The organism is Falsiroseomonas sp. E2-1-a20, from assembly GCF_051433195.1.
In the GTDB taxonomy this organism is placed as follows: Bacteria; Pseudomonadota; Alphaproteobacteria; order Acetobacterales; family Acetobacteraceae; genus Falsiroseomonas.
This window is the reverse complement of record NZ_JBHMFT010000007.1, coordinates 57,985-81,110: the sequence shown is the minus strand read 5'-3', so window position 1 is coordinate 81,110 and position 23,126 is coordinate 57,985. Positions and strand designations below refer to the sequence as shown.

24 protein-coding genes are annotated in these 23,126 nt (G+C 70.7%); 18 read left to right on the top strand and 6 right to left on the bottom strand.

All coding sequences use genetic code 11. The features are described 5' to 3' along the window. Positions 1–202 precede the first annotated feature (202 nt). From hflK to ACFHPP_RS10985, 4 genes are all read left to right on the top strand, one after another. Positions 203–1,423 carry an FtsH protease activity modulator HflK gene (hflK, locus tag ACFHPP_RS11000; protein ID WP_437163313.1) on the top strand — a complete coding sequence of 407 codons (1,221 nt, stop codon included), beginning with the start codon at positions 203–205 and terminating at the stop codon, positions 1,421–1,423. Next, entirely contained in the window at positions 1,420–2,394 is a 975-nt protein-coding gene (gene hflC / locus ACFHPP_RS10995) for a protease modulator HflC (RefSeq protein WP_437163312.1), read from the top strand. The genes hflK and hflC overlap by 4 nt, the downstream gene beginning before the upstream one ends. Before the next feature lie 6 nt (positions 2,395–2,400). Beyond that, positions 2,401–2,598, top strand: coding sequence for a DUF2065 domain-containing protein (locus tag ACFHPP_RS10990; protein ID WP_437163311.1), 198 nt, complete (start codon positions 2,401–2,403; stop codon positions 2,596–2,598). A 115-nt stretch (positions 2,599–2,713) separates the two neighbouring features. After that, positions 2,714–4,252, top strand: coding sequence for a DegQ family serine endoprotease (locus tag ACFHPP_RS10985; RefSeq protein WP_437163310.1), 1,539 nt, complete (start codon positions 2,714–2,716; stop codon positions 4,250–4,252). A 50-nt stretch (positions 4,253–4,302) separates the two neighbouring features. Here ACFHPP_RS10985 and serB read toward each other — a convergent pair whose 3' ends face one another. Next, positions 4,303–5,190 (bottom strand): phosphoserine phosphatase SerB, encoded by an 888-nt coding sequence (gene serB / locus ACFHPP_RS10980; RefSeq protein WP_437163309.1) that lies wholly within the window; start codon positions 5,188–5,190, stop codon positions 4,303–4,305. A gap of 26 nt (positions 5,191–5,216) precedes the next feature. On the opposite strand from serB, the gene miaA reads away from it, so the two are divergent. From miaA to ACFHPP_RS10935, 9 genes are read left to right on the top strand one after another with little or no spacing between them, the layout of a single operon-like run. Continuing rightward, positions 5,217–6,197 carry a tRNA (adenosine(37)-N6)-dimethylallyltransferase MiaA gene (miaA, locus tag ACFHPP_RS10975; protein WP_437163308.1) on the top strand — a complete coding sequence of 327 codons (981 nt, stop codon included), beginning with the start codon at positions 5,217–5,219 and terminating at the stop codon, positions 6,195–6,197. Between the two features lie 40 nt (positions 6,198–6,237). After that, on the top strand, positions 6,238–8,040 hold the full coding sequence (locus tag ACFHPP_RS10970) for an acetolactate synthase 3 large subunit (protein WP_437163307.1): 1,803 nt from the start codon (positions 6,238–6,240) through the stop codon (positions 8,038–8,040). A 44-nt stretch (positions 8,041–8,084) separates the two neighbouring features. After that, positions 8,085–8,606 carry an acetolactate synthase small subunit gene (gene ilvN / locus ACFHPP_RS10965; RefSeq protein ID WP_437163306.1) on the top strand — a complete coding sequence of 174 codons (522 nt, stop codon included), beginning with the start codon at positions 8,085–8,087 and terminating at the stop codon, positions 8,604–8,606. A 55-nt stretch (positions 8,607–8,661) separates the two neighbouring features. Then, the gene (locus ACFHPP_RS10960; protein WP_437163305.1) at positions 8,662–9,681 is read left to right on the top strand and encodes a zinc-binding metallopeptidase family protein; all 1,020 of its coding nucleotides are present in this window, start codon (positions 8,662–8,664) and stop codon (positions 9,679–9,681) included. 49 nt (positions 9,682–9,730) lie between these two features. Beyond that, the gene (ilvC, locus tag ACFHPP_RS10955; protein ID WP_430668955.1) at positions 9,731–10,747 is read left to right on the top strand and encodes a ketol-acid reductoisomerase; all 1,017 of its coding nucleotides are present in this window, start codon (positions 9,731–9,733) and stop codon (positions 10,745–10,747) included. A gap of 55 nt (positions 10,748–10,802) precedes the next feature. Next, positions 10,803–11,417 (top strand): aspartate/glutamate racemase family protein, encoded by a 615-nt coding sequence (locus tag ACFHPP_RS10950; RefSeq protein WP_437163304.1) that lies wholly within the window; start codon positions 10,803–10,805, stop codon positions 11,415–11,417. Positions 11,418–11,463: 46 nt separating this feature from the next. Continuing rightward, on the top strand, positions 11,464–12,045 hold the full coding sequence (locus ACFHPP_RS10945) for an SOUL family heme-binding protein (protein WP_437163303.1): 582 nt from the start codon (positions 11,464–11,466) through the stop codon (positions 12,043–12,045). Between the two features lie 31 nt (positions 12,046–12,076). Then, positions 12,077–13,006 (top strand): allantoinase PuuE, encoded by a 930-nt coding sequence (gene puuE / locus ACFHPP_RS10940; RefSeq protein ID WP_437163302.1) that lies wholly within the window; start codon positions 12,077–12,079, stop codon positions 13,004–13,006. Beyond that, entirely contained in the window at positions 13,003–13,311 is a 309-nt protein-coding gene (locus tag ACFHPP_RS10935; protein WP_437163301.1) for an I78 family peptidase inhibitor, read from the top strand. Before puuE ends, ACFHPP_RS10935 begins: the two co-directional genes overlap by 4 nt. A gap of 5 nt (positions 13,312–13,316) precedes the next feature. Here the strand turns inward: ACFHPP_RS10935 and ACFHPP_RS10930 are convergent, their stop codons facing one another. Beyond that, the gene (locus ACFHPP_RS10930) at positions 13,317–14,288 is read right to left on the bottom strand and encodes an NAD(P)-dependent oxidoreductase (protein ID WP_437163300.1); all 972 of its coding nucleotides are present in this window, start codon (positions 14,286–14,288) and stop codon (positions 13,317–13,319) included. Between the two features lie 311 nt (positions 14,289–14,599). Between ACFHPP_RS10930 and ACFHPP_RS10925 the strand changes: the two genes are divergently transcribed. Further along, positions 14,600–16,207: a 2-isopropylmalate synthase gene (locus ACFHPP_RS10925; RefSeq protein ID WP_437163299.1), complete on the top strand. Its 1,608-nt coding sequence runs from the start codon at positions 14,600–14,602 to the stop codon at positions 16,205–16,207. Here ACFHPP_RS10925 and ACFHPP_RS10920 read toward each other — a convergent pair. The 4 genes from ACFHPP_RS10920 to ACFHPP_RS10905 form a co-directional block, all read right to left on the bottom strand. After that, complete coding sequence (locus ACFHPP_RS10920) at positions 16,137–17,765, bottom strand: sensor histidine kinase (protein WP_437163298.1); 1,629 nt, start codon at positions 17,763–17,765, stop codon at positions 16,137–16,139. The genes ACFHPP_RS10925 and ACFHPP_RS10920 overlap by 71 nt on opposite strands. A gap of 96 nt (positions 17,766–17,861) precedes the next feature. After that, positions 17,862–18,074: a NepR family anti-sigma factor gene (locus ACFHPP_RS10915; protein ID WP_437163297.1), complete on the bottom strand. Its 213-nt coding sequence runs from the start codon at positions 18,072–18,074 to the stop codon at positions 17,862–17,864. Between the two features lie 62 nt (positions 18,075–18,136). Next, positions 18,137–18,754, bottom strand: a complete 618-nt coding sequence (locus ACFHPP_RS10910; protein ID WP_430668946.1) for a sigma-70 family RNA polymerase sigma factor — start codon at positions 18,752–18,754, stop codon at positions 18,137–18,139. Between the two features lie 65 nt (positions 18,755–18,819). Next, the gene (locus ACFHPP_RS10905) at positions 18,820–19,350 is read right to left on the bottom strand and encodes a sigma-70 family RNA polymerase sigma factor (RefSeq protein WP_437163296.1); all 531 of its coding nucleotides are present in this window, start codon (positions 19,348–19,350) and stop codon (positions 18,820–18,822) included. 69 nt (positions 19,351–19,419) lie between these two features. Here ACFHPP_RS10905 and ACFHPP_RS10900 point away from each other — a divergent pair, with 69 nt between their 5' ends. The 4 genes from ACFHPP_RS10900 to ACFHPP_RS10885 all read left to right on the top strand — a co-directional run bounded on the left by ACFHPP_RS10900 (position 19,420) and on the right by ACFHPP_RS10885 (position 22,961). Next, positions 19,420–20,172, top strand: a complete 753-nt coding sequence (locus tag ACFHPP_RS10900) for a PhyR family response regulator anti-anti-sigma factor (protein WP_437163295.1) — start codon at positions 19,420–19,422, stop codon at positions 20,170–20,172. A gap of 103 nt (positions 20,173–20,275) precedes the next feature. After that, positions 20,276–20,440 carry a DUF1328 domain-containing protein gene (locus ACFHPP_RS10895; RefSeq protein ID WP_437163294.1) on the top strand — a complete coding sequence of 55 codons (165 nt, stop codon included), beginning with the start codon at positions 20,276–20,278 and terminating at the stop codon, positions 20,438–20,440. Positions 20,441–20,444: 4 nt separating this feature from the next. Further along, complete coding sequence (locus tag ACFHPP_RS10890) at positions 20,445–21,110, top strand: hypothetical protein (RefSeq protein WP_437163293.1); 666 nt, start codon at positions 20,445–20,447, stop codon at positions 21,108–21,110. Positions 21,111–21,116: 6 nt separating this feature from the next. Further along, positions 21,117–22,961 (top strand): ABC transporter ATP-binding protein/permease, encoded by a 1,845-nt coding sequence (locus ACFHPP_RS10885; protein ID WP_437163292.1) that lies wholly within the window; start codon positions 21,117–21,119, stop codon positions 22,959–22,961. The last annotated feature ends 165 nt before the right edge of the window (positions 22,962–23,126 follow it).

The following is a 23,126-nucleotide window of genomic DNA, read 5'->3' as shown; positions in this document are numbered from 1 at the left end:
CCGTACGATATCGCGGCGGCCGGCCGGTACCTGGCGCGCCGGTTCGCGCGCCTCAGACCGAGCCTGCAGCCCTGGCCGCGACCAAGGCCGGGCCGACGACACCCGGACCATATGGACCGTCGGCGCGGGCGCTGCACCCCTCCCTTTGCGGGGCAGGGCGTGGCAAAGGATGAGCCGAAGTCTGGAGGAGGCCTAAAGCCCGATGGCGTGGAACAGCAACGGCGGACCCAGCCCCTGGGGCAACCCCAGGCCGGGCGGGCCGTGGGGGCAGCCGCAGCCGCCCTCTGGCGGAGGCCAGGGTGGCGGCGGCGGGCGAGGCGGTGGCCCGGACCTCGATGACGTCATCCGGCAGGCACAGGATACCGTCCGGCGCATGCTGCCGCGCGGCATGGGCGGAGCTGGGATCGGCCTGCTGGCGCTGCTGCTGGTCGGCGCCTGGCTGGCCTCGGGCATCTATCGCGTCCAGCCGGACGAGCAGGGCATCGTGCTCCGCTTCGGCGCCTATACGGCGACGACGCAGCCCGGCCTGAACTACCACCTGCCCTGGCCGGTCGAATCCGTCACCACGCCGCGCGTCACCCGCATCAACCGGGTCGATGTCGGCTTCCGCGCCTCCGCCGATTCCGGCGCCGCGGCACGGCCCATTCCGGCACGCGACGTGCTGGAGGAAAGCCTGATGCTGACCGGCGACGAGAACATCATCGACATCGACTTCGCCGTGTTCTGGCGCATCCGCGATGCCGGGGAGTTCCTGTTCAACACCCGCAACCCGGAGCAGACGGTGAAGTCGGCATCCGAGAGCGTGATGCGAGAGGTCATCGGCCGCACCGCCATCCAGCCGGCGCTGACCGAGGCGCGCGCCCAGATCGAGCAGGAGGTGCGTCGCGGCACCCAGGCGATCATGGACCAGTACAATGCGGGCGTGGAAATCACCCAGGTGCAGCTGCAGAACGCGCAGCCGCCGGCCCGCGTGATCGACGCCTTCATCGACGTGCAGCGTGCCGGCGCCGACCGCGAGCGCGCCCGCAACGAGGCCGAATCCTACCGCAACGCCATCATCCCGGCCGCCCGCGGTGAATCGCAGCGGCTGGTGCAGGAAGCCGAGGGCTTCCGCGAAAGCCAGATCTCCCGCGCCCGAGGCGAGGCACAGCGCTTCCTCTCGGTGCTGTCCGCCTACCAGGTAGCGCGGGACGTGACGGTGCGCCGGCTTTACCTTGAGACCATGGAGGAAGTGCTGCGCCGCAACCCGAAGATCCTGATCGACGACCGCCTGCAGGGTCTGGTGCCGCTGTTGAACCTGGGTGACGCCACGCGCGGCGCCGCCGCGGTCCAGCCGCCGAGGCAGGGTGCCCAGCCGGGCGCACAGCCGGGCTCGCAGCCATCGCAGCCCAGTGCCGGCGCGCAGCGGGGTGCGATCCGATGAACAAGACCATCGCAGCCGCCGTCGCCATGGCGGTCGTCCTCGTCGTCGCCGCCTCAACCCTGTTCACCGTGCACCAGACCCAGCAGGTGCTCATCACCCAGTTCGGCGAGCCGATCCGCGTGATCCGGACGCCGGGCCTGCATGCCAAGATCCCCTTCGTGCAGTCGGTCATCGCCTTCGACCGCCGCCTGCTGGACTTCGACGCGCCGGCGGAGGAGATCATCCTCGGCGACCAGCGCCGGCTGAGCGTGGACAGCTTCACACGCTATTCCATCACCGACCCGCTGCGCTTCTACCAGACGGTCGGCGCCCAGGAAGTCGGCATCCGCGCCCGCATCAACTCGGTCGTCACCTCCGCCGTGCGACGGGTGCTCGGAAACGAGCCGCTGCTGTCCGTGCTGTCCACCGACCGCGCCCGCATCATGGGCGAGATCCGGCGGCTGGTGAACGAGGAGATGCTGGCCTTCGGCATCGAGGTGCAGGATGTGCGCATCCGCCGAGCCGACCTGCCGGAACAGAACACCGACGCCATCCTGTCCCGCATGCAGTCCGAACGGCAGCGCGTCGCCGCCGAGGAACGCGCCCGCGGCCAGGAGGAAGCGACCCGCATCCGCGCCGGCGCGGACCGCGAGCGCACCGTGCTGCTGGCCGAAGCCCAGGCGCAGGCCGACATCCTGCGCGGCCAGGGCGAGCAGGACGCGATCCGCATCTTCGCCGAGGCGTTCCAGCAGGACCCGGAGTTCTTCCAGTTCTACCGGAGCATGCAGGCCTATCGCGAGGCATTCTCCGAGGGTGAGACCCGCCTGCTGCTGTCGCCGGACAGCGAGTTCTTCCGCTTCTTCCGGGAGAGCATGCCGAGCGTCGGCCCGCAGCCGGCCCGTGCCGCGGCACCCGCCGCGGCACCGGCAACCGCGGCCGCTGCTCCGGCAACCGCGGCCGCCGAAGCGGCACCGGCCGCGCCGCAGCAGTAGCCGACCATGCAGCTCGGCCACGTTCTTGCGGGCGTGGCCGTGGTGCTGGCGGTGGAAGGCCTGGCCTACGCGGTTTTTCCCGGCGCCATGAAGCGCATGCTGGCCAGCCTCGCGGCCACCCCCGAGCAGCGGCTGCGGACCGGGGGGCTGGTCGCCGCGGTCATCGGCACCGGCCTCGCCTGGATGATGGTTGGCGCCGGGTGACGTCGACGTCATGCACAGGCGGGCTTCCGCTTGTGGCACGCCGTGCCAATCTCTGTCGCCGCGAGACATGAATTGGGCGAAGGCGCCCATCCCCCTCCGAAGAAGGTTGCCGCAATTGCGCTTTGCCCCCCTGTTGATGGTCGCGGCGCTGGCCGCGCCGCTTGCCGGACTGCCCGTCGCCCCGGCCCAGGCCCAGGTTCCGCCGCCGGGCGCCCCCACCTCCTTCGCCCCGCTGGCGCAGCGCCTGCTGCCGGCCGTGGTGAACATCCAGACCAGCCAGGCCGCCGCCCAGGCGCAGGCGCAGCGCCGCCCCGGCGCGCCCGACGTGCCGCAGGCGCCGCCCGGCAGCCCCTTCGAGGAATTTTTCCGGGATTTCCTGGAGCGCAACCGTCCGAACGGCAGCCCGCCTGGCGCGCAGCCGCAGCCCAACCGCCCGCAGCCGCCTGCCCGCCGCGGCCAGTCGCTCGGCTCCGGCTTCATCATCGATGCCTCCGGCATCATCGTGACGAACAACCACGTCATCGAGGGCGCGGACGAGATCAACGTGGTGCTGTCCGACAACACCACGCTGCGCGCCGAGCTGGTCGGCGCCGACCCCCGCACGGACGTGGCCGTGCTGCGGGTGCGGCCGGAACGCCCGCTGCCCGCCGTCACGTTCGGCGACAGCGACACGGCGCTGGTCGGCGACTGGGTGCTGGCCATCGGCAACCCCTTCGGCCTGGGCGGGTCGGTCTCGGCCGGCATCGTCTCGGCGCGGGGGCGGGACATCCGCCAGGGCCTGTATGACGACTTCATCCAGACCGATGCGGCCATCAACCGCGGCAATTCCGGCGGCCCGCTGTTCAACCTGGCGGGCGAGGTCATCGGCATCAACACCGCGATCTACTCGCCCTCCGGCGGGTCGATCGGCATCGGCTTCTCCATCCCCTCCAACCTGGCGCGCAACATCGCGGCGCAGCTGCGCGATGTCGGCCGGGTGCGGCGCGGCTGGCTCGGCGTGAACATCCAGCAGGTGACGGACGAGATCGCCGAGAGCCTCGGCCTGACCGGCGGCGCCCGCGGCGCCCTGGTGGCGCGCGCTCAGGAGGATGCGCCGGCGGCGCAGGGCGGCATCCAGGCCGGCGACGTGATCCTGCGCTTCAACGGGCAGGAGGTGCGGGAGATGCGCAACCTGCCGCGCATCGTGGCCGATACCGCCGTGGGCAGCCAGGCGCCGGTGGTGGTCTGGCGCGACGGCGCCGAACGCACGCTGACGGTTACCGTCGCCGAACTGCCGAGCGACCAGGCCGCGGCCGGCGCGCCGACCCCGGCCCCGGAAGCCCGCCCGCAGACGCTGGAACTCGCCGGCCTTGGCCTGACCGTCGGCCCGATCACACCCGAGTCGCGGGAGCGGTTCAGCCTGCGCCCGGAAAGCCGCGGCGTGGTGATCACGGAAGTCTCGCCCGGCAGCCCGGCCGCCGAGCGCGAGTTGCGCCCCGGCGACGTGATCGTGGAAGTGCAGCAGGAGCGGGTGAACACGCCGCAGGAGGTGCAGGAACGCCTCGCGACCCTGCGCCGGCAGAACCGCGCCACGGCGCTGCTGCTGATCGAGAGCGCGCAGGGCCAGCGCTGGGTGCCGCTGCGCCTCGCCGCCCCCACCGGCAGCCCCGGCTGACCCCAAAGCCCTCTCCCCCATCTGGGGGAGAGGGTTGGGTGAGGGGGCCCTCAGCGAAACTCGCCGCGCCGATAGCCTTGGGCGAACAGCAGCGCCAGCAGGTCGTTGTGATCTACCCTGGCCCGGGCCGCCGCCGCCACGACCGGCTTCGCATGATAGGCGATGCCAAGCCCCGCCGCGCCGATCATGTCGAGGTCGTTGGCGCCATCCCCCACCGCCAGCGTCGCCGCCATCGGCAGCGCATTCTCCGTCGCCAGCCGCGTGAGCGTGGCCAGCTTGGCGTTGCGGTCGAACACCGGCTCGGCCACCTTGCCGGTCAGCTTGCCGTCCTTGATCAGCAGGGTGTTGGAGACGTGGTGGTCGAAGCCGAGCCTGTCCGCCACGCGCCCGGTGAAGAAGGTGAAGCCGCCGGATGCGAGGCAGCACACCGCGCCATGCGCCCGCATCGTCGCCACCAGCGTTGCCGCGCCGGGCATCATCTCCGTCTGCGCCCAGGTGCCTTCCAGCGCCGCGACATCGAGCCCGCGCAGCATGCCGACCCGCTCATGCAGCGCCTGGGCAAAATCCAGCTCGCCATTCATCGAGCGCCGGGTGATGGTGGCGATCTCGTTCTTCAGGCCGGCATAGGCGGCCAGTTCGTCCAGCGTCTCGGACGTCACGATGGTGCTGTCCATGTCGGCGACCAGCAGGCGCTTGCGGCGGCCCTCGGCGGGCTGCGCGATGGCGTCCACCGGCGCATCGCCGAGCGCCGTGCGGGCGGCGGCGGCGGCGAGTTCGGCGGGGGCGTCGCCGAAGGGCAGGTCCACCGCCTCGCCCTCCGAAAGCCAGTCCGGCGCGCCGGGCGTTGCGCCGATGCCGGCCAGCGCGGCGCGGGTGCGGGCGAGGAGGGCGGGGTCGAGACCGCCGGGGGCCGCGATCAGGGTCAGGATATGGGGCATGTGGCGCGCCCTGTGCCACCAGCCTGATGGCCGCGCAACATCCGCCCGCCATCCTGGTCGCCGGCCCGACGGCGAGTGGCAAAAGCGCACTGGCCCTCGCGCTGGCGGAGCGTATCGGCGGCGAGGTCATCAACGCCGATTCGATGCAGGTCTATGCCGAGCTGCGCATCCTGACCGCCCGCCCGACGCCGGCCGAGGAAGCCCGCGTACCGCACGCCCTGTATGGTGTGCGCCAGGCTGCGGAGGCCGGCACCGTCGCCTGGTGGCGTGGCGCCGCGCTGGCCGCCATGGACCGCGCGCGCGCAGCGGGCCGCGTGCCGATCCTGTGCGGCGGCACCGGGCTGTATTTCCTGTCCCTCACCGAGGGCCTGTCCGAGATCCCGCCGGTGCCGGAGGCCGCCCGCGCCGAGGCGCGCCGCCTGCTCGCCGAGGAAGGCCCGGCCGCGCTGCACGCCCGCCTCGCCGCTCTCGACCCCGAAACCGCGGATACGCTGCGCCCCTCTGACGGCCAGCGCGTGTCACGCGCTTTCGAGGTGATAACTGGTACGGGGAGGGGCCTGCGCCAATGGCAGGCGGCCTCCGCCACCGGCCCGGCGCCCTGGCGTTTCGCCGCCATCCTGCTCGACCCGCCGCGCGATGCACTGCGCGCCGCCATCGCCCGGCGTTGGCACGGAATGCTGGAGCAGGGGGCGCTGGAGGAGGTGCGGGCGCTGGGCGCGCAGCGTCTGGATCCGGCGCTGCCGGCGATGCGGGCGCATGGGGTGCCGGAACTGCTGGCGCATCTGGCGGGGGGGATGACGCGGGAAGCAGCCTCCGAACGCGCCATCCTGAACACCGGCCAATATACCAAGCGGCAGGCGACCTGGTTCCGGCATCACGCCCTCGCCAGCCTCACGCATAGCATCCATGCGCGCAGCAGCGGTCTTTCGCAACTTTCGGAACGCGCACTGGCCGAATTTATGATGTTTGTTCATCCGGGCGTTGACGCGCCGCAGCAACGGGCTTAGGTAGCGCCTGTCCGCCAGACACAGGAAAGCCCCCAGCCCCATGTCCGCCACCATCCAGCACGCCGCGACCCAGCCCCTGACCATGTCGGGCGCCGAAGTCGTACTCCGGGCGCTGAAGGATCAGGGCGTCGAGGTCATCTTCGGCTATCCGGGCGGCGCCGTGCTGCCGATCTACGACGCGATCTTCCAGCAGAACGCCATCCGCCACATCCTGGTGCGCCACGAACAGGCCGCGGTGCATGCGGCGGAAGGCTATGCGCGCTCCACCGGCAAGGTCGGCTGCGTGCTGGTCACCTCCGGCCCCGGCGCCACCAATGCGGTGACGGGCCTGCTGGATGCGCTGATGGACAGCATCCCGCTGGTCTGCCTGACCGGCCAGGTGCCGACCCACCTGATCGGCAACGACGCCTTCCAGGAAGCCGACACCACCGGCATCACGCGCCCCGCCACCAAGCACAACTACCTGGTGAAGCGGTCCGAGGACCTCGCCCGGGTGGTGCACGAGGCCTTCCATGTCGCCCGCAGCGGCCGCCCCGGCCCGGTGGTGATCGACCTGCCGAAGGACATCCTGATCGCCAAGGCGCCCTATGCCGAGGCACCGCCGGCCGCCCAGCCGCACCGGTCCTACCGCCCGGTGACGGCGCCCGACATGGGCCAGGTGCGCAAGGCCGTGGCACTGATGAAGCAGGCCAAGCGGCCGGTGATCTATGCCGGCGGCGGCGTGATCAATTCGGGGCCGGAGGCGTCGCGCCTGCTCGGCGAGTTCGCCCGGCTGACGAATTTCCCGGTGACCAACACGCTGATGGGCCTCGGCGCCTTCCCGTCGCAGGATCCGCAGTTCATCGGCATGCTCGGCATGCACGGGACCTACGAGGCGAACCTCGTGATGCATGGCTGCGACGTCATGCTGAACATGGGCGCGCGGTTCGATGACCGGGTGACGGGCAACCTGCTGCACTTCTCGCCGGGTTCGAAGAAGATCCACGCCGACATCGACCCGTCCAGCATCAACAAGAACGTCAAGGTGGACGTGCCGATCGTCGGCGATGCCGGGCAGATCATCGCCGCCATGATCCAGGTCTGGAACGAGGACAAGGCGCCGCCGCAACGGGAGGCGCTGGCCGAGTGGTGGCGCCAGATCGACCAGTGGCGCGGCAAGGACTGCCTGCGCTACGTCCAGCAGGGCAAGATCATCAAGCCGCAGCATGCGGTGAAGCGGCTGTATGAGATCACCCGCGAATCCGGACGCGAGACCTTCATCACGACCGAGGTCGGCCAGCACCAGATGTGGGCGGCGCAGTATTTCGGCTTCGAGAAGCCGAACCGCTGGATGACCTCGGGCGGCCTCGGCACCATGGGCTACGGCCTGCCGGCGGCGATGGGCGTTCAGATCGCGCATCCGGATGCGCTGGTCATCGACATTGCCGGCGAAGCCAGCATCCTGATGAACATCCAGGAGATGGCGACGCTGGCGCAGTACCGCCTGCCCGTGAAGGTGTTCATCCTGAACAACGAATACATGGGCATGGTGCGGCAGTGGCAGGAACTGCTGCATGGCGGCCGCTATTCCGAAAGCTACTCCGCGGCGCTGCCCGATTTCGTCAAGCTGGCGGAAAGCTTCCACGGCGTCGGCCTGCGCGCGACCTCGGCCGACCAGCTGGACGACGTGATCCGGGAGATGCTGGCGGTGGACCGGCCGGTGATCGCCGATATCTGCGTGGCCAAGGACGAGAACTGCTTCCCGATGATCCCCTCGGGGGCCGCGCATAACGAGATGATCCTCGGCCCGGGGCAGGAGGGTGGCGTCGCCGGCGTGACGGATGAGGGCAAGGTCCTCGTCTGAAACGCCTGCCGCTTCCCTGACCTCCTGCCGGACTGCTGAAACCGATGCCCGATGATTCTGGAAAATTCCGCTCCGCCACCATCGCGGTGCTGGTGGAGAACGAGGCCGGCGTGCTCGCGCGCGTCATCGGCCTGTTCTCCGGCCGCGGCTACAACATCGAGAGCCTGACCGTCGCCCCGGTCGATGCCGACCGCCGGCTGTCCCGCATCACCATCGTCACCTCCGGCACGGAGATGGTGATCGAGCAGATCAAGGCGCAGCTCGACCGGCTGGTGCCGGTACACAAGGTCTCCGACCTCTCGCTGGCCGGGCCGCATCTGGTCCGCGAACTGGCGCTGATCAAGGTGGTCGGCAGCGGCGAGACGCGGGTGGAGGCGCTGCGCCTGGCGGATGCCTTCCGGGCCCGGGTGGTGGACGCCACGACGGAAAGCTTCGTCTTCGAGATGACCGGCAACGCCGAGAAGATCGACGCCTTCTGCGCGCTGATGCGCCCGATCGGGCTCGCCGAGGTCAGCCGCACGGGCGCGGTCGCCATCGTGCGGGGCAGTTCCGCGCTCACGGTCTGAAACTTTGCTGGCCTCCACGCCGTTCGCAGGGCGAACCGACCCCGGAGCCCATGCCATGCGCCTTTTCGCCTGCCAGAACTGCAGCAACCTGCTGCATTTCGAGAACACCGCCTGCGAGAATTGCGGCGCCCGGCTGGGCTTCCTGCCCGGGCCGGGGCGGCTTTCGGCCTTCGATGCGGACGGCAATGCGCTGTTCAACGGCCAGCCCTGGAAGCCCTGCCCCAATGCGGCGCATGACGCCTGCAACTGGATGCTGCCGAACGAGGACGAGGCCGACTACTGCCCGGCCTGCCGGCTGAACGAGATCGTCCCGGACCTGTCCATGCCGGAGAACCTGCCGCTCTGGCGACGGATGGAAGCGGCCAAGCGCCGGCTGATCTACACGCTGGACCGGCTCGCTCTGCCGCATGAGGGGCCGGACCTGCGCTTCGCCTTCCTCGCCGACCTCGATGGCCAGCCGCCGACCATGACCGGGCATGACGAGGGGCTGATCACCATCGCCCTCGCCGAGGCCGACGATGCCGAGCGCGAGGCCCGCCGCACCCGGCTGAACGAGCCGTTCCGGACCCTGCTCGGCCACATGCGGCATGAGGTCGGGCATTGGTACTTCATCGTGCTGATCGACCGCACCGGGCGCACGGAGGATTTCCGGGCGCTGTTCGACGACGAGAGCACGGACTACGGCGCGGCGCTTCAGGCGCATTACGCCAAGCCGCCCAACGACGATTGGCGCGGGGACTTCATTTCGGCCTATGCCGCGGCGCATCCGCATGAGGATTGGGCGGAATGCTTCGCCCATTACCTGCACATGGTGGACAGCCTGGAAATGGCGGCCAGCTTCGGCATGAAGATCAGCCCAAAGCTGGACAAGGAAGGGGTGCTGGAGACCGACCTGGACTTCAACCCCTATCGCGCCTCGATGCAGGAGATCCTCTCCGCCTGGACGCCGCTGACCATCGCGATGAACGCGATGAACCGCAGCATGGGCACGCCCGACCTCTACCCCTTCGTGCTGAGCCCGCCCGTGGTGCGCAAGCTTGGTTTCATCCACGAAGTGGTGCATCACCGCCCCTGACCGGGGCATAGCGGCCCCAGTCAGGGGCAATCCAAAGGAAGCTGCGACGATGCGTGTGTATTATGACCGCGATGCGGATGTGAATCTGATCAAGGCGAAGAAGGTCGCGGTCATCGGCTTCGGCAGCCAGGGCCATGCCCATGCCCAGAACATGCGCGACAGCGGCGTGGCCGACGTGGTCATCGGCCTGCGTCCGGGCGGGTCCTGGAAGAAGGCGGAAGCCGCCGGCTTCAAGGTGATGTCGCCGGCCGATGCGGCAAAGTGGGCCGATGTGGTCATGGTGCTGACGCCGGACGAACTGCAGGGCGACCTGTACCGCGACCACCTGCACGCCAACATGAAGCCCGGCGCGGCGCTGGCCTTCGCGCATGGCCTGAACGTGCATTTCAACCTGCTCGACCCGCGTGCCGACATCGACGTGTTCATGATCGCGCCGAAGGGCCCCGGCCACACCGTGCGCGGCGAATACCAGAAGGGCGGCGGCGTGCCCTGCCTGGTGGCGGTGCACCAGAACCCCTCGGGCAACGCGCTGGAAATCGCGCTGTCCTACGCCTCCGCCATCGGTGGCGGGCGCTCGGGCGTGATCGAGACGACCTTCAAGGAGGAATGCGAGACCGACCTGTTCGGCGAGCAGGTGGTGCTCTGCGGCGGCCTGGTCGAACTGATCAAGGCGGGCTTCGAGACGCTGTGCGAGGCCGGCTACGCCCCCGAGATGGCGTATTTCGAATGCCTGCACGAGGTGAAGCTGATCGTCGACCTGATCTATGAGGGCGGCATCGCCAACATGAACTACTCGATCAGCAACACGGCCGAATACGGCGAATACGTCACCGGCCCGCGCATCATCACGCCCGCGACGAAGGAGGAGATGAAGCGCGTTCTCAATGACATCCAGTCGGGCAAGTTCGCCCGCGACTGGATGCTGGAGAACAAGGTGAACCAGGCCAGCTTCAAGGCGACGCGCCGCCGCCTGGCCGAACACCCGATCGAGGAAGTGGGCGAGAAGCTGCGCGGCATGATGCCCTGGATCAAGACCAACCAGCTGGTCGACAAGGCCAAGAACTAAGCCGAAAGCCCTCTCCCCCATTTGGGGGAGAGGGTTGGGTGAGGGGGCAAGCGCCATGAAGACCATCGCCTGCCTCCACACCGCCGCCACAAATCTTCGCCTGTTCGACAAAGCCTGCCCGCCCAACCTCACGCTGCGCCACCACCTGCGCGACGATCTTTTGGCAGAAGCCGAGGCCGCCGACGGCATGACGGCGGACATCGCCGCCCGCACCGCCGCCGCGCTCGAAGCCTTGGCCATGCCGGGCATCGACGCCATCCTGCTGACCTGCTCGACCCTCGGTCCGGCCGCTGCCCTGGCGCGCGCCGCCATCCCGGTGCTGCGCGTCGATGCCGCCCTGGCCGACGCCGCCTGCCGCGGCGGCGGCCCTGTCGTGGCGCTCTGCGCCGTCCACACCACCCTGGCGCCGACCGAGGCGCTGTTCGCCGAGGCCGCCGCGCGCCACGGCGCGACGCTGGAGGTGCGGCTGGTCGAGGGCGCCTGGAGGACCTTCCGCGCCGGCGATGCCGACCGCTACGCGGCGCTGGTCGCCGCCGCCGCCGATGCGGCGTTCAGCGGTGGCGCGGCCGTCGTGGCCCTGGCGCAGGCCAGCATGGCGCCGGCCGCCGCGCTGTGCCGGGCCGGCCTGCCGTTGACCAGCCCGGCCGCTGGCCTCGCCGCGGTTGCCTGACGGCGCGGCGGCGCCACATCCAGGGGCCAGTCCGGAGGGTCTCGCCATGCTCGAACGCCTTGCCGCCGGTGCCACCGCCTTGGCGCAGGGCGTCGCCTCCGTCGCCGGCGTGCGCACCGGGACGGAGGAACCGCCCTTCGAGGTGCTGGACCGCGCCCGCGGCCTCGAGATCCGCCGCTACGCCGTCCGCCTCGCCGCGGAGACCGAGGTGCCGGCCGATGAGACCGCCAGCCGCAGCGAGGGCTTTTCCCGCCTGGCCCGCTACATCTTCGGCGGCAACCAGGCCCGCGCGCGCATCGCCATGACCGCGCCGGTCGACCAGGCCAGGGCGCGGGCCGGCCACCGCATCCGCTTCTTCCTGCCGGCCGCCCTGAAGGAACCGCCCGTGCCGGCCGACCCGCGCGTGCAGATCGTGCAGGTGCCGCCCGAGACCTGCGCGGTGCTGCGCTTTTCCGGCAGCACCGCGCCGCAATGCGTGGCGGATGCCAAGGCCCGTCTGCTTGCCGCGCTGAAGGACACGGCCTGGGTGGCGGAGGGCGCGCCCATCGCCTGGTTCTACGATCCGCCCTGGACCATCCCGGCGCTGCGGCGGATCGAGGTGGCAGTACCCGTTCGCCGGCGCGATTGACCCTGGCGCAGCCTGCCGGCAGCCTTGGCGCATGACGAAGCTCGCCGCCGACACCGATTATCCCCGCGATTTCGCCGGCTACGGCGCCACGCCGCCCGACCCGCGCTGGCCTGGCGGCGCGAAACTCGCGCTGTCCTTCGTGCTCAACTACGAGGAGGGCGGCGAGAACACCGTGCTGAACGGCGATGCGGGCAGCGAACTGTATCTGCATGAGGTGCCCGGCGGCTCGCCCGTCCTCGGCGAGCGCAACCGCACGGTGGAAAGCCAGTTCGACTACGGCGCGCGGGCCGGGGTCTGGCGCGTGCTGCGTGCCTTCGCCGCGCAGGATTTTCCGCTGACGGTCTATGGCGTCGGCCGGGCGCTGGAATTGAACCCGGACGCCGCCCGCGCCTTCGCCGCGGCGGGGCACGAGGTCGCATCCCATGCCTGGCGCTGGATCGACTACCACAAGGTGGACGAGGCGACGGAGGCCGCCGAGATCGCCCGCTGCGTCGAGACCATTGAACGCCTGACCGGCACGGCGCCGGTCGGCTGGTACACCGGCCGCATCTCGCCCCGCACCCGCACGCTCGTCGCCCGCCACGGCGGGTTCCTGTACGACAGCGACGCCTATGACGACGACCTGCCGCACTACGTGACCGCGGAAGGCAAGCCGCACCTCGTCATCCCCTACACGCTCGACAACAACGACATGAAGTTCGCCGTTCCGCCGGGCTTCGCCGGGCCGGATGGCTTCGAGCGGCACCTGACCGACGCCTTCGACCTGCTGCTGGCCGAGGGGCGGGCCGGCGCGCCGAAGATGATGTCCGTGGGCCTGCATTGCCGCATCGTCGGCCGCCCTGGCCGCGCCGCCGCCCTCAACCGCTTCCTGGCGCATGTCGCGCAGCATCGCGAGGAGGTCTGGGTGGCGCGCCGGGCCGATATCGCCCGCCACTGGTGGAAGGAACACCCGCCCGCATGACCCGCCTTGCCTTCGCGGCCCTGCTGCTCGCCGCCGGTTGCGCCGAGTCACCGATGGCCATTCCGCTGCGCTCGGACCGCGCGCTGCCGCCACCGGCCCTGGTCGGCTGCGCCGAACACGCCGCGGCGGTCGCCGGGCTTTCGGGCCGGCCGGAGGCGGAGGTGCGCACGGCGCTCGCTGCCATGCCGGGCATCCGCACCATCCGCCTGCTGGCGCCGGGCCAGCCGGCGACGCGGGATTTCCGGCCCGATCGCGTCGGCGGGGTGGTGGAGGACGGCGTGGTGCGCAACCTGGCCTGCGGCTGAGGCGCTCAGCCGCGCTGCAGGATCTCCGGGTTCACCATCATGGAGGGATCGGCGCGGCCATCCAGCACGTCCAGGATGTTCTGCGCCGAGATCCGCGCCATGCGGTCCATGCCCTCCGCCGTGCTGGCGGCGGAATGAGGGCTGATGACGACGTTGGGCAGGGACAGCAGCGGGTTGCCGGGCTCGGCCGGTTCCACCTCCAGCACATCGAGCCCGGCGCCCATCAGCTGGCCGGATCGCAGCGCCTCCACCAGTGCCGCCTGGCTGACCACCGGGCCGCGCGCCGTGTTCACCAGGATGCCGCCGGGCTTCATCGCGGCGAAGGCGGCCTGGTCCATCAGGTGGTGTGTGGCGGGCGACAGCGGGCAGTGCAGGCTCACCACATCCGCCTCCGCCAGCGCCGCGTGCAGGTCCCGGGCGGCCCGGAAGCCGTCCGCCACGATGCGGTGCGGCGAGTAGAAGGGATCGAGCACCGCCACATCCATGTGGAAGGCCTTGAGGTAGCGGGCGACGCGGGTGCCGATGCGGCCATAGCCCACCACCAGCGCCCGCCTTCCCGCCAGGTCCACCATGCGCAGCCCGCCCGGCGGCCACCAGCCGCCGCCCTTCACATGCTGGTCGATATCCACGGCGCGCCGCGCCACGGCCAGCAGCAGCATCAGCGCGTGCTCGGCCACCGACAGGTCGTTGGAGCCATTGGCCACCATCACCGCGATGCCACGCTCGGTGCAGGCCGGCACCTCCACCGTGTCGTAGCCGACCCCGATGCGGGAGACGACGCGCAGCCGTGGTGCGGCGGCGACGGCGGCGCGGTCCATGCGCTCCAGCCAGCACAGCGTGCCATCGGCGTCGCGGATCGCCGCGTGCCACGCCGCCACATCCGGATTGTCCAGCACCACCAGGTCCACATCCGGCCGCGCCGCGAACACCGCCATCCCGGCCTCCGGCAATTTCCGGCCCAGCACCACCTTGAACATTTTTCACGAACTCCCCGGCCAGCCGACATGCTGGCCCGGCACCCGGAAATGCGCCAGCGCTTGCGGCGCGCGCAGGGCCTCGCTAGGCTCGGCCCAGCCATGACGCCCCGCGCCGCCCGCACCGAGCTGAATGCCGCCCTCCGGGCTGGCCCCTCGGCGCGCGCGCTCCTCCTCCTTCGACTTAGCCACCCCTGGGCGTAACGCCCGGCCGCCTCCTTTAGAAGGGGAACCGGCCGGTCATCGCTCAGGGGACCCTGGGGGCAGTGCTGCCTCCGCGCATGGCTCAACGAAATTCGTCAAGGAACGCCCCCATGGCCATCAATCATCCGTCCTTCGGGACGATGGACCCCGACCGGGTCATCATCTTCGACACCACGCTGCGCGACGGCGAGCAATCCCCCGGCTTCTCCATGAACCTGGAGGAGAAGCTGCGCATGGCGGAGGCGCTGGCCGAACTCGGCGCCGATGTGCTGGAGGCCGGCTTCCCCATCGCCAGCCCCGGCGACTTCGAAAGTGTGCAGTCCATCGCGCAGCGCTTCGCCAAGGACGGCCCGGTGGTCTGCGGCCTGGCGCGCACCTCGCCGGGCGACATCACCCGCGCCGCCGAGGCCATCAAGCCGGCGGCGCGCGGCCGCATCCACACCTTCGTCTCGACCAGCCCGCTGCATATGCGCGTCAAGCTGCGGATGGAGCCGGAGGCGGTGCTGGAGATGGTGACCGCCTCCGTCACCATGGCGCGCAACGCGACGGACGACGTGGAATGGTCCGCCGAGGACGGCACGCGGACCGAGATGGACTTCCTCTGCCGCTGCGTGGAGGCCGCCATCAAGGCCGGCGCCACCACCATCAACATCCCGGACACGGTGGGCTACGCGGTGCCGGAGGACATGCACCGCATCTTCTCCACCGTCCGCGAACGGGTGCCGGGGGCGGACCGGGTGATCTTCTCGACGCACAACCACAACGACCTGGGGCTGGCGGTGGCCAACACCATCGCCGCGATCCGCGCCGGCGTGCGCCAGGTGGAATGCACCATCAACGGCATTGGCGAACGCGCGGGCAATGCGAGCCTGGAGGAGATCGTCATGGCGCTGCGCACGCGCCACGACGCGATTGCCGTGACCAACGGGGTGAATTCGGGAAACATCCTGAAGACGTCGCGCCTGCTGGCGACCATCACCGGCTTCGACGTGCAGCCGAACAAGGCCATCGTCGGCCGCAACGCCTTCGCGCATGAATCCGGCATCCACCAGGACGGCATGCTGAAGGATTCCTCGACCTATGAGATCATGACGCCGGAGAGCGTCGGGTGGACCAAGTCGTCGCTGGTGCTGGGCAAGCACTCAGGCCGCGCGGCCTTCAAGGACAAGCTGAAGGCGCTGGGCTACGAGGTCGGCGACAACGCCATGAACGACGCCTTCAAGCGGTTCAAGGACCTCGCCGACCGCAAGAAGGTCGTCTACGACGAGGACATCGTGGCGCTGGTGGATGACGAGGTCGTGCGCGCGCATGACCGCATCAAGCTGACCGGGCTGTCCGTCTCCACCGGCATGCACACCCGCCCCATCGCCTCCATCGCGCTGGACGTGGATGGCGAGGCGCGGGAGGGCGTGGCCGGCGGCGATGGCGGCGTGGATGCGACCTTCGCGGCGCTCCGCGTGGCGTTCCCGCATGACGTGAACCTGAAGCTGTATGCCGTGCAGTCGGTCACCGGTGGCACCGATGCCCAGGCCCGCGTCACGGTCCGGCTGGAAGAAGCCGGAAAGCTGGTGGACGGGCAGGGGGCGGATACCGACACCATCGTCGCCTCCGCCCGCGCCTATGTGCACGCGCTGAACAAGCTGCTGGTCAAGCGGGCGCGGACGGCGCCCGCGGAGATGGGGGGGGAGATGAATCCGGCGTTGGCGGCTTCGGCCTGACGGCAGGCGGCGGGCGCGGGGTCGGCGGGCGCAGCGGGAAGTCCAGCGAAAGCCCCGCCTCCTCCCGCTGCAACTCCGCGCCCAGCTGCCTTGCCAGCCCGCGCAGCAGCAGGTTGCGCAGCTGGTCATCCGGCCGCGGCGTCACGCCGTCGTCCTCGATGGCGAGCCGGGCGCGGCGTTCGTCGGCCTCGACGCGGATGCTGATGCGGCCGCCCTGGCCTGGCGGGAAACCCTGCTTCAGCGCGGCGGAAACCGCTTCCGTGATGATCAGGGCCAGCGGAACCGCCTGGTCGGAAGAGATCCGCAGCTCGGGTGCTGCCACATCCAGCACGATGCGGCGGCCGGGCTTGTCGCCGATGGCGGCGAACAGCTGCACGCCGAGTTCCTCGATGAAGGCACCGAGGTCGATCGCCTCCGGGTCGTGATGCGCGTACATGTGCCGGTGAAGTGTCGCCAGCGCGCCGATGCGGTCCCGCGCCGCCTCGAACTCCGCCCGCGCCTGCTCATCCGTCACGCGCTGCGCCTGGAGCGCCAGCAGGCTGCTGACGATCTGGAGGTTGTTCTTGACCCGGTGATGCACCTCGGCCGCCAGGATCTCCGCGCGTTCGATGGCCGCCTGCAGGTCGCGCTCGCGCTGCGCCAGGGCCGCGGCGCCGGCGGCGAAGCTGTCGGACAACTCCCGGATCTCGTCGGGCATGCCATCGGAGCCGGGAACCTCGAAGGCACTGCCGCCACCGCGCCAGGCGGCGACCGCGCGGCGCAGCCGGGACAGCGGGCGGGTCACCGCGTAGTTGGCGCCGAGCACCACGGCCAGGATGCTGAGCGCCAGCAGCGCCGCGACCTCCCCCAGGCGACGGGAGGCGGCGAGGAGGGCGGCGGCGCGGATCGGCTCGGCCGGCCGCGCCACGACCAGGAAGGCCTGGTCCGAGAGCATGCCGCGGGCCGCTATCAGCGACCTTCCATCCGCGGCGGTGGTGGTCGCGGCGTCCAGGCCGGCCGCCGGAGGCGCTTCGTTCAGTCGTGGCGCCTGCGTGCCGATCGGCCAGGACCGGTTCTGCGCATCCACGAGCCAGGCAAGCAACCCAGCCGGCAGGGCCGGCGGCACGACCCTGGCTGTGATGACCCGGCGATCGGCTGGAACCACCCGCCTGAGGGTGATGGCGCCGCCGGAGGAAACGAGAAGCTGCGGACCCGTGCCTGAAGCCGGCACGGGCGCAGCGCCGGCCAGGGCAGCATCATTGCAGCCGGCGTCCAGTTCCACGCCGTCCGGCGCCGCCGCGGCCAGTCTTTCGCCGCAGCCATCCCACCCGGCGGGCCAGGTGGCGGCCAGGGTGCGTAAAGTCGCATCGGCAGCCATGAGCCGGCCGGAGACCAGGGCCACGGCGAGGTCGCGTTCCAGGATGAGGTCGAGCCTGGCCTGCCGCAGGGCCGCCTGGTAGCTGGAATAGGTGCCCGCCAGTACCAGGAGCACCACCGGAAAGGCGGCGATCAGCAGCAGGCACAGCAACCGGCCTCGCAGGCTGGCCTGGGGTCGCGGAAGGGTCCGGAGCCGATTCATCACGCGGCTGCTGTTCATCTCGGCACTGCTGGCCCTCATGCTTTCATGGTGCCGCGGTGGCTACGTCACCATGCAGGCCAGCCGGCAGGCGCCGGATCACTTGTCCTTGCGGGACCGGTCATCCTCGATCAGGCGCAGCAGCGCATCCGGGATCGGCTCGGAGGCGACGTCGTCGTAAAGCTGGTGCAGCCCGCGCTGCAGCCAGAGATCGAAGGCGTCCCCGGTCACGCCATTGCCCTTGGGCCTACGAGCTTTCGAGGTAGGCCCGCCCGGGGGTTGCGGTGGCTTGCTGCGGTCGCTGCTGTCCATGTCCATTGCCGATGCCGCGGACCTCCCGTCCAGGATGTGGGAAGTGGCGCGGACATTTCGACTTAAGACAGTAGATGATGTTCGCCAACCCCCGAGATCGTCCGTGTCCGGCCGGAGGCGACGCTGCGTCCCGCCACCCGGCCACCGGGCTCACCCGGCAACTGCGCGGCGCGGCCCTCGGCCGTGGTCGCCTCGGCGGATTCCTCCCCGGCCAGCCAGGTCTGCAACTGGCGGCGGGCCCGGAAGACGCGGCTTTTCGCGGTGCCGACGGCGCAGCCGGTCGCCTCCGCCACATCCTCATACGACATGCCCTGCAGCACCACCATGAACAGCGCCTCGCGCTGGTCGGCGGGCAGGCGGTTCACGGCGTTGCCCAATTCCTTCAGGATCAGGCGGTCCTCATGCGTGGCGCTGACGGCGAAGGCGCCTGCCGGCACATCCTCGATATCCGTCGTCTCGCGCTGCTTGCGCAGCGTGCTGATGAAGCGGTTGCGCAGGATGCGGTGCATCCAGGCGGCGAAGTTGGTGCCGGGGGTGAAGCTGTTCTGCGCGGCCAGGGCATTGGCCACGGCGTCCTGGACCAGGTCGTCAGCCGCCGCGCGGTTGCGGGTCAGGGCAAGCGCCTGGACGCGCAGGCGGGGGAGAAGTGCGATGACCTGGCCGTGGAACTCGTTGGGCATTGTCCGCTCCATGCTCGATGCAGACTGAATGAACGGGCAGCAGGCAGGGTTGCACCGGGAAGACGTCAGGCGTTCACAGGAGCGAGAGCGTTCGCAAGCGCCCGGCGCGCACGCGAGACCCGGGCCTTCATGGTGCCCACCGGCACGCCGCAGATCTGCGCCGCCGCCTCATGGCTCAGCCCGCGGGCGCAGACCAGCATCAACGCCTCCCGCATCGAAGGCGGCAGGCGAGAGACGGCGCGGGCGAGGTCACGCACCTCATGCGCGCTTTCCTGGTCGGTCTGCCGCGGCGCTTCCTCCTCCGGCGGGTTCGCCTCCAGGTGGTCGCGTTCCCGCCGCGCGCGACGCCAGCCCTCCCGGAAGGTGTTGCGCAGGACGGTGAGCCCCCAGGGCCGCAGCGCCGCCTGCGGGTCATGCGCCAATTCCGGCGGCGCCACGAAGCCGGGCAGCCCCCGCAGCATCCTAAGCACGGTTTCCTGCACCAGATCGTCGGCTTCGGCTCTCGATCGCGCGAGCATGCGGGCTGCGGCGCGCAGTTCCGGCAACAACTGCGCGATCACGGCGCGCTGGGCGCCGGGCTTGTCTTGTTCATCCACGGGACCCTGCATATCAAGCCTGTGAGCCCAGCGGCAGCGCGCGCCGCTCATTCAGGAGATGAAAAGGCGATGAGCGAGATCGACCGCGCCGCGCTGATCGGGGCCTTGCCCTATGCGCGCCGCTTCGCGCGGGCCCTTACCGGTTCCCAGGCGGAGGGTGACGGGCTGGTCGGCCAGGCTCTGCGGGCCGGGGTGCCGACCGTCGACGGCGCGCGGGAGGGGCCGCTGGTCGCCCGCACCGCGCTGTATGCGGCGATCTGCCGCATGGCCGGCGAGACGCCGGAGGCGCCTTCACCGGGCATCGGCCGCCCCGGACGGATGCTGCTGCTGCTGACTTCGCTCGAGGAATTGGACACCCAGCACGCCGCGCTGGTCCTGGGCCTGCCGGTGGAGGAGGCGACCCGCCACATCGAGGCCGCCCGCAGCCGCCTGCGCGCCGGCGCCGTGGCCCGCGTGCTGATCATCGAGGACGAGCCGATCATCGCGCTCGACCTGCAACAGCTGGTCGAGGCGGCGGGGCACGAGGTGGTGGGCATCGCCTCCACCGAGGACGAGGCGGTGGCGATCGCGGAGGCGGAGCGGCCGAGCCTGGTGCTTGCGGATGTGAACCTCGGCGCCGGCGGCGATGGCACCTCCGCCGTGGCGCGCATCCTCAAGCACCACCAGGCGCCGGTGATCTTCGTAACGGCCTATCCGGAGCGGCTGCTGACCGGGCAGGACCTGGAGCCGGCCTTCATCATCACCAAGCCGTTCGAGCCAACGACGCTGGCGATCGCCACCTACCAGGCGGTGTCCCGCGGCGTGCACCTGGACACGGTGTAGCGACCGGCCCGGGCGAGAGGGCAGCGTTGCCATTTCGCATCGGGACCGGAACCACCCCGGCAGGCCGGCGTTCTTCCGGCATCGTCACCTGCCGGAGATCGTCATGTTGTACTGGGCGCTGGTTTTTCTCGTGGTCGCGCTGGTCGCCGGCCTGTTCGGCTTCGGCGGCATCGCCTCGGCCTCCGCCGGCATCGCGCAGATCCTGTTCATCATCTTCATCGTGCTGTTCCTGCTGAGCCTGATCTTCGGGGCCTTCCGCAGGGGCTGAGCCGATGCGGGGCGCGGCAATCTGGGTCCTGATGCTGGCGCTCTCCGTCGGGGCTGCGGCGCAGACCCCGCCGGCCGCGCCGCCGCAGGCCAGCTTCTGGTTCGACCCGACCCAGCTGCCGACCTTCACCGGCACGGTCGAGCGCTACCTGGTGAATCCGGCCGGGGAGACCGACGCCCTGCTGTTCCGCCAGGGGCCGCAGGTGGTGTTCCCACCCGACATCGCGGATGCGGTGCGGGACGCCGCCCCGCCCGGCCGGACCCTGGTGGTCTGGGGCATCCGCGCCCGCCAGGCGCCGGTCATCACGATGCTGGCCTTCGCCGCGGCGCCGGATGCGACGCCGGGCGTGGTGGACCGCTTCTACTGGCGCCTCGGCGGCGCCGCGCGCCCGGATGCGGCCCGTATCTCGGCGTCCGGCGCGGTCCGGTCCCCCTATTTCGCGCCACAGGGCCAGTTGGCCGGCGCCGTGCTGGAGGATGGCACGGTGGTGATCCTGCCGCCCGGCGGCGCCGAGCCGTTCGCGGCCCTCCTGCGCCCCGGCGCACGCCTCGCCGCGGAGGGCCGCGGCTTCGAGGGCGAGGCCGGGCGCGCCCTGGTGGCGGACCGGCTGGGCGAACAGCCCGACGCGCTGCGCCCGGTGCCTTCCCCCACCACATCCGGACCACGCTGAGGCACCATGTCCGACCAGATCCCTGCGGCCCCGGACCAGCCGCCGCAGGAGGGCCTGATGCGCCGCTTCTGGCGCCTGGCGCGCGGCTACTACACCTCGCCCGGGGATCGCCGGCAGGCCTGGCTGCTGACGCTTGCGGTGGTCGGGCTGACGCTGTTCCAGATCGGCGTGCAGGTGCGGTTCAACCTGTGGAACCGGGATTTCTTCAACGCGCTGGAAAACCGCGACCGCGTGGCCTTCTTCGGCCAGATGTGGATGTTCAGCCTGCTGCTGGTGCTCGCGATGTTCGCCGCGGTGGCGCAGTTGTGGGCACGCCAGGCGCTGATGCTGAACTGGCGCCGCTGGCTGGTGCACCGGCTGCAGAATCGCTGGCTGGAGCATGGCCGGCACTACCAGCTCAACTTCCTGCCGGGGGCGGCGGACAACCCCGACCAGCGGATCAGCGAGAACACCCGCTGGGCGACCGCGATGGCGGTGGACCTGGCCATCGGGCTGCTGAGTGCGATCCTGACCCTGGCGTCCTTCCTCGGCATCCTGTGGTCGCTGTCGGGGCCGCTGCACGTGGCCTTCGGCGCCACCGAGTTCGACATCCCCGGCTACATGGTCTGGGCGGCGCTGCTGTATGCGCTGGTGGGTTCGGGGCTGACGCTGGTGATCGGCGGGCCGATGGTCTCCATCAACATCCGCCGCAACGAGGCCGAGAGCGACCATCGCTTCGCCCTGATCCGGATGCGGGAGAACAGCGAGGGCATCGCCCTGATCCGCGGCGAGCCGGACGAGGATCGCGGGCTGCAGCGCGCCTTCGGTCGCGTGGTGTCGGTGATGAAGGAGTTGTACGGGCGCGAGCGGAACCTGATGTGGCTGACCTCCGCCTATGGCATGGCGGTCGGCGTCATCCCCATCCTGGTGGCCAGCCCGCGCTACTTCGCCGGCGCAATCACGCTCGGCGTGCTGATGCAGATCAGCTCCGCCTTCCTCGAGGTGACGCGCGGGCTGAACTGGTTCGTCGACAATTTTCCACGGCTTGCCGACTGGCGCAGCCATGTGGAGCGCGTGGTGGATCTGGAGGACACCTTCGACATGGCGGAGGCCATGGCCGGCCAGACGCGGATCGACCTCGCCGAGCAACCCGCCGGCGAGGAGCCGGAGCGGCTGGTCTTCCGTGACCTCCAGGTGGCGCATTCCGACGGCAACGTGGTGATCCAGGACGCCAATGTCGAAATCGCGGCCGGGGAGCGCGTGCTGATCGTGGGCGAGAGCGGCAGCGGCAAATCCACCCTGTTCCGTGCCATCGCCGGCCTGTGGCCTTGGGGGGCCGGCCAGATCCGCATCCCGCCGCGCGCCCACATGATGTTCATGCCGCAGCGCCCCTACCTGCCGCTCGGCACGCTGCGCGCCGCGCTGTGCTACCCGGGGCTGCCCAGGGACTTCCCCGGGGCCGACCAGATGGCTGCGCTGGAACGCTGCGCCCTGCCGCACCTGTCGGCGCGGCTGGATGAGGAGGAACGCTGGGACCGTGTGCTGTCGCTGGGTGAGCAGCAGCGCCTCGCCTTCGCCCGCCTGCTGCTGCACCGGCCGCGCTGGGTCTTCCTGGACGAGGCGACGGCGGCGCTGGATGACGAGAACCAGGATTCCATGATGCGCCTGTTCCGGGAGGAACTGGCGGGCACCGCGCTGGTCTCGATCGGCCACCGGCCGGGCCTCGATGTCTACCACGACCGCACCCTGCAACTGCTGCGGGCGCCGGATGGGGCGCGGTTGCAGGTGCGTCGCAAGCCGGCCCGGGCCGGGCGGGGGGAGGGGCTGTCGGGGAGCCGGGCGGCGCTGCGGCGCATGCTGCGGCGCAGCTGAGGGAAAAGGCTGCGGCGCAGCTGAGGGAAAAGGCTGCGGCGCAGCTGAGGGAAAAGGCTGCGGCGCAGCTGATTTGAAGGCGGCGCACCTGATACGAAAAGGCCGCCATCCCGGGCCAAGGGATGACGGCCACGCCTTCGGCGGGGCGCCGGGTGGGGGGCGGCG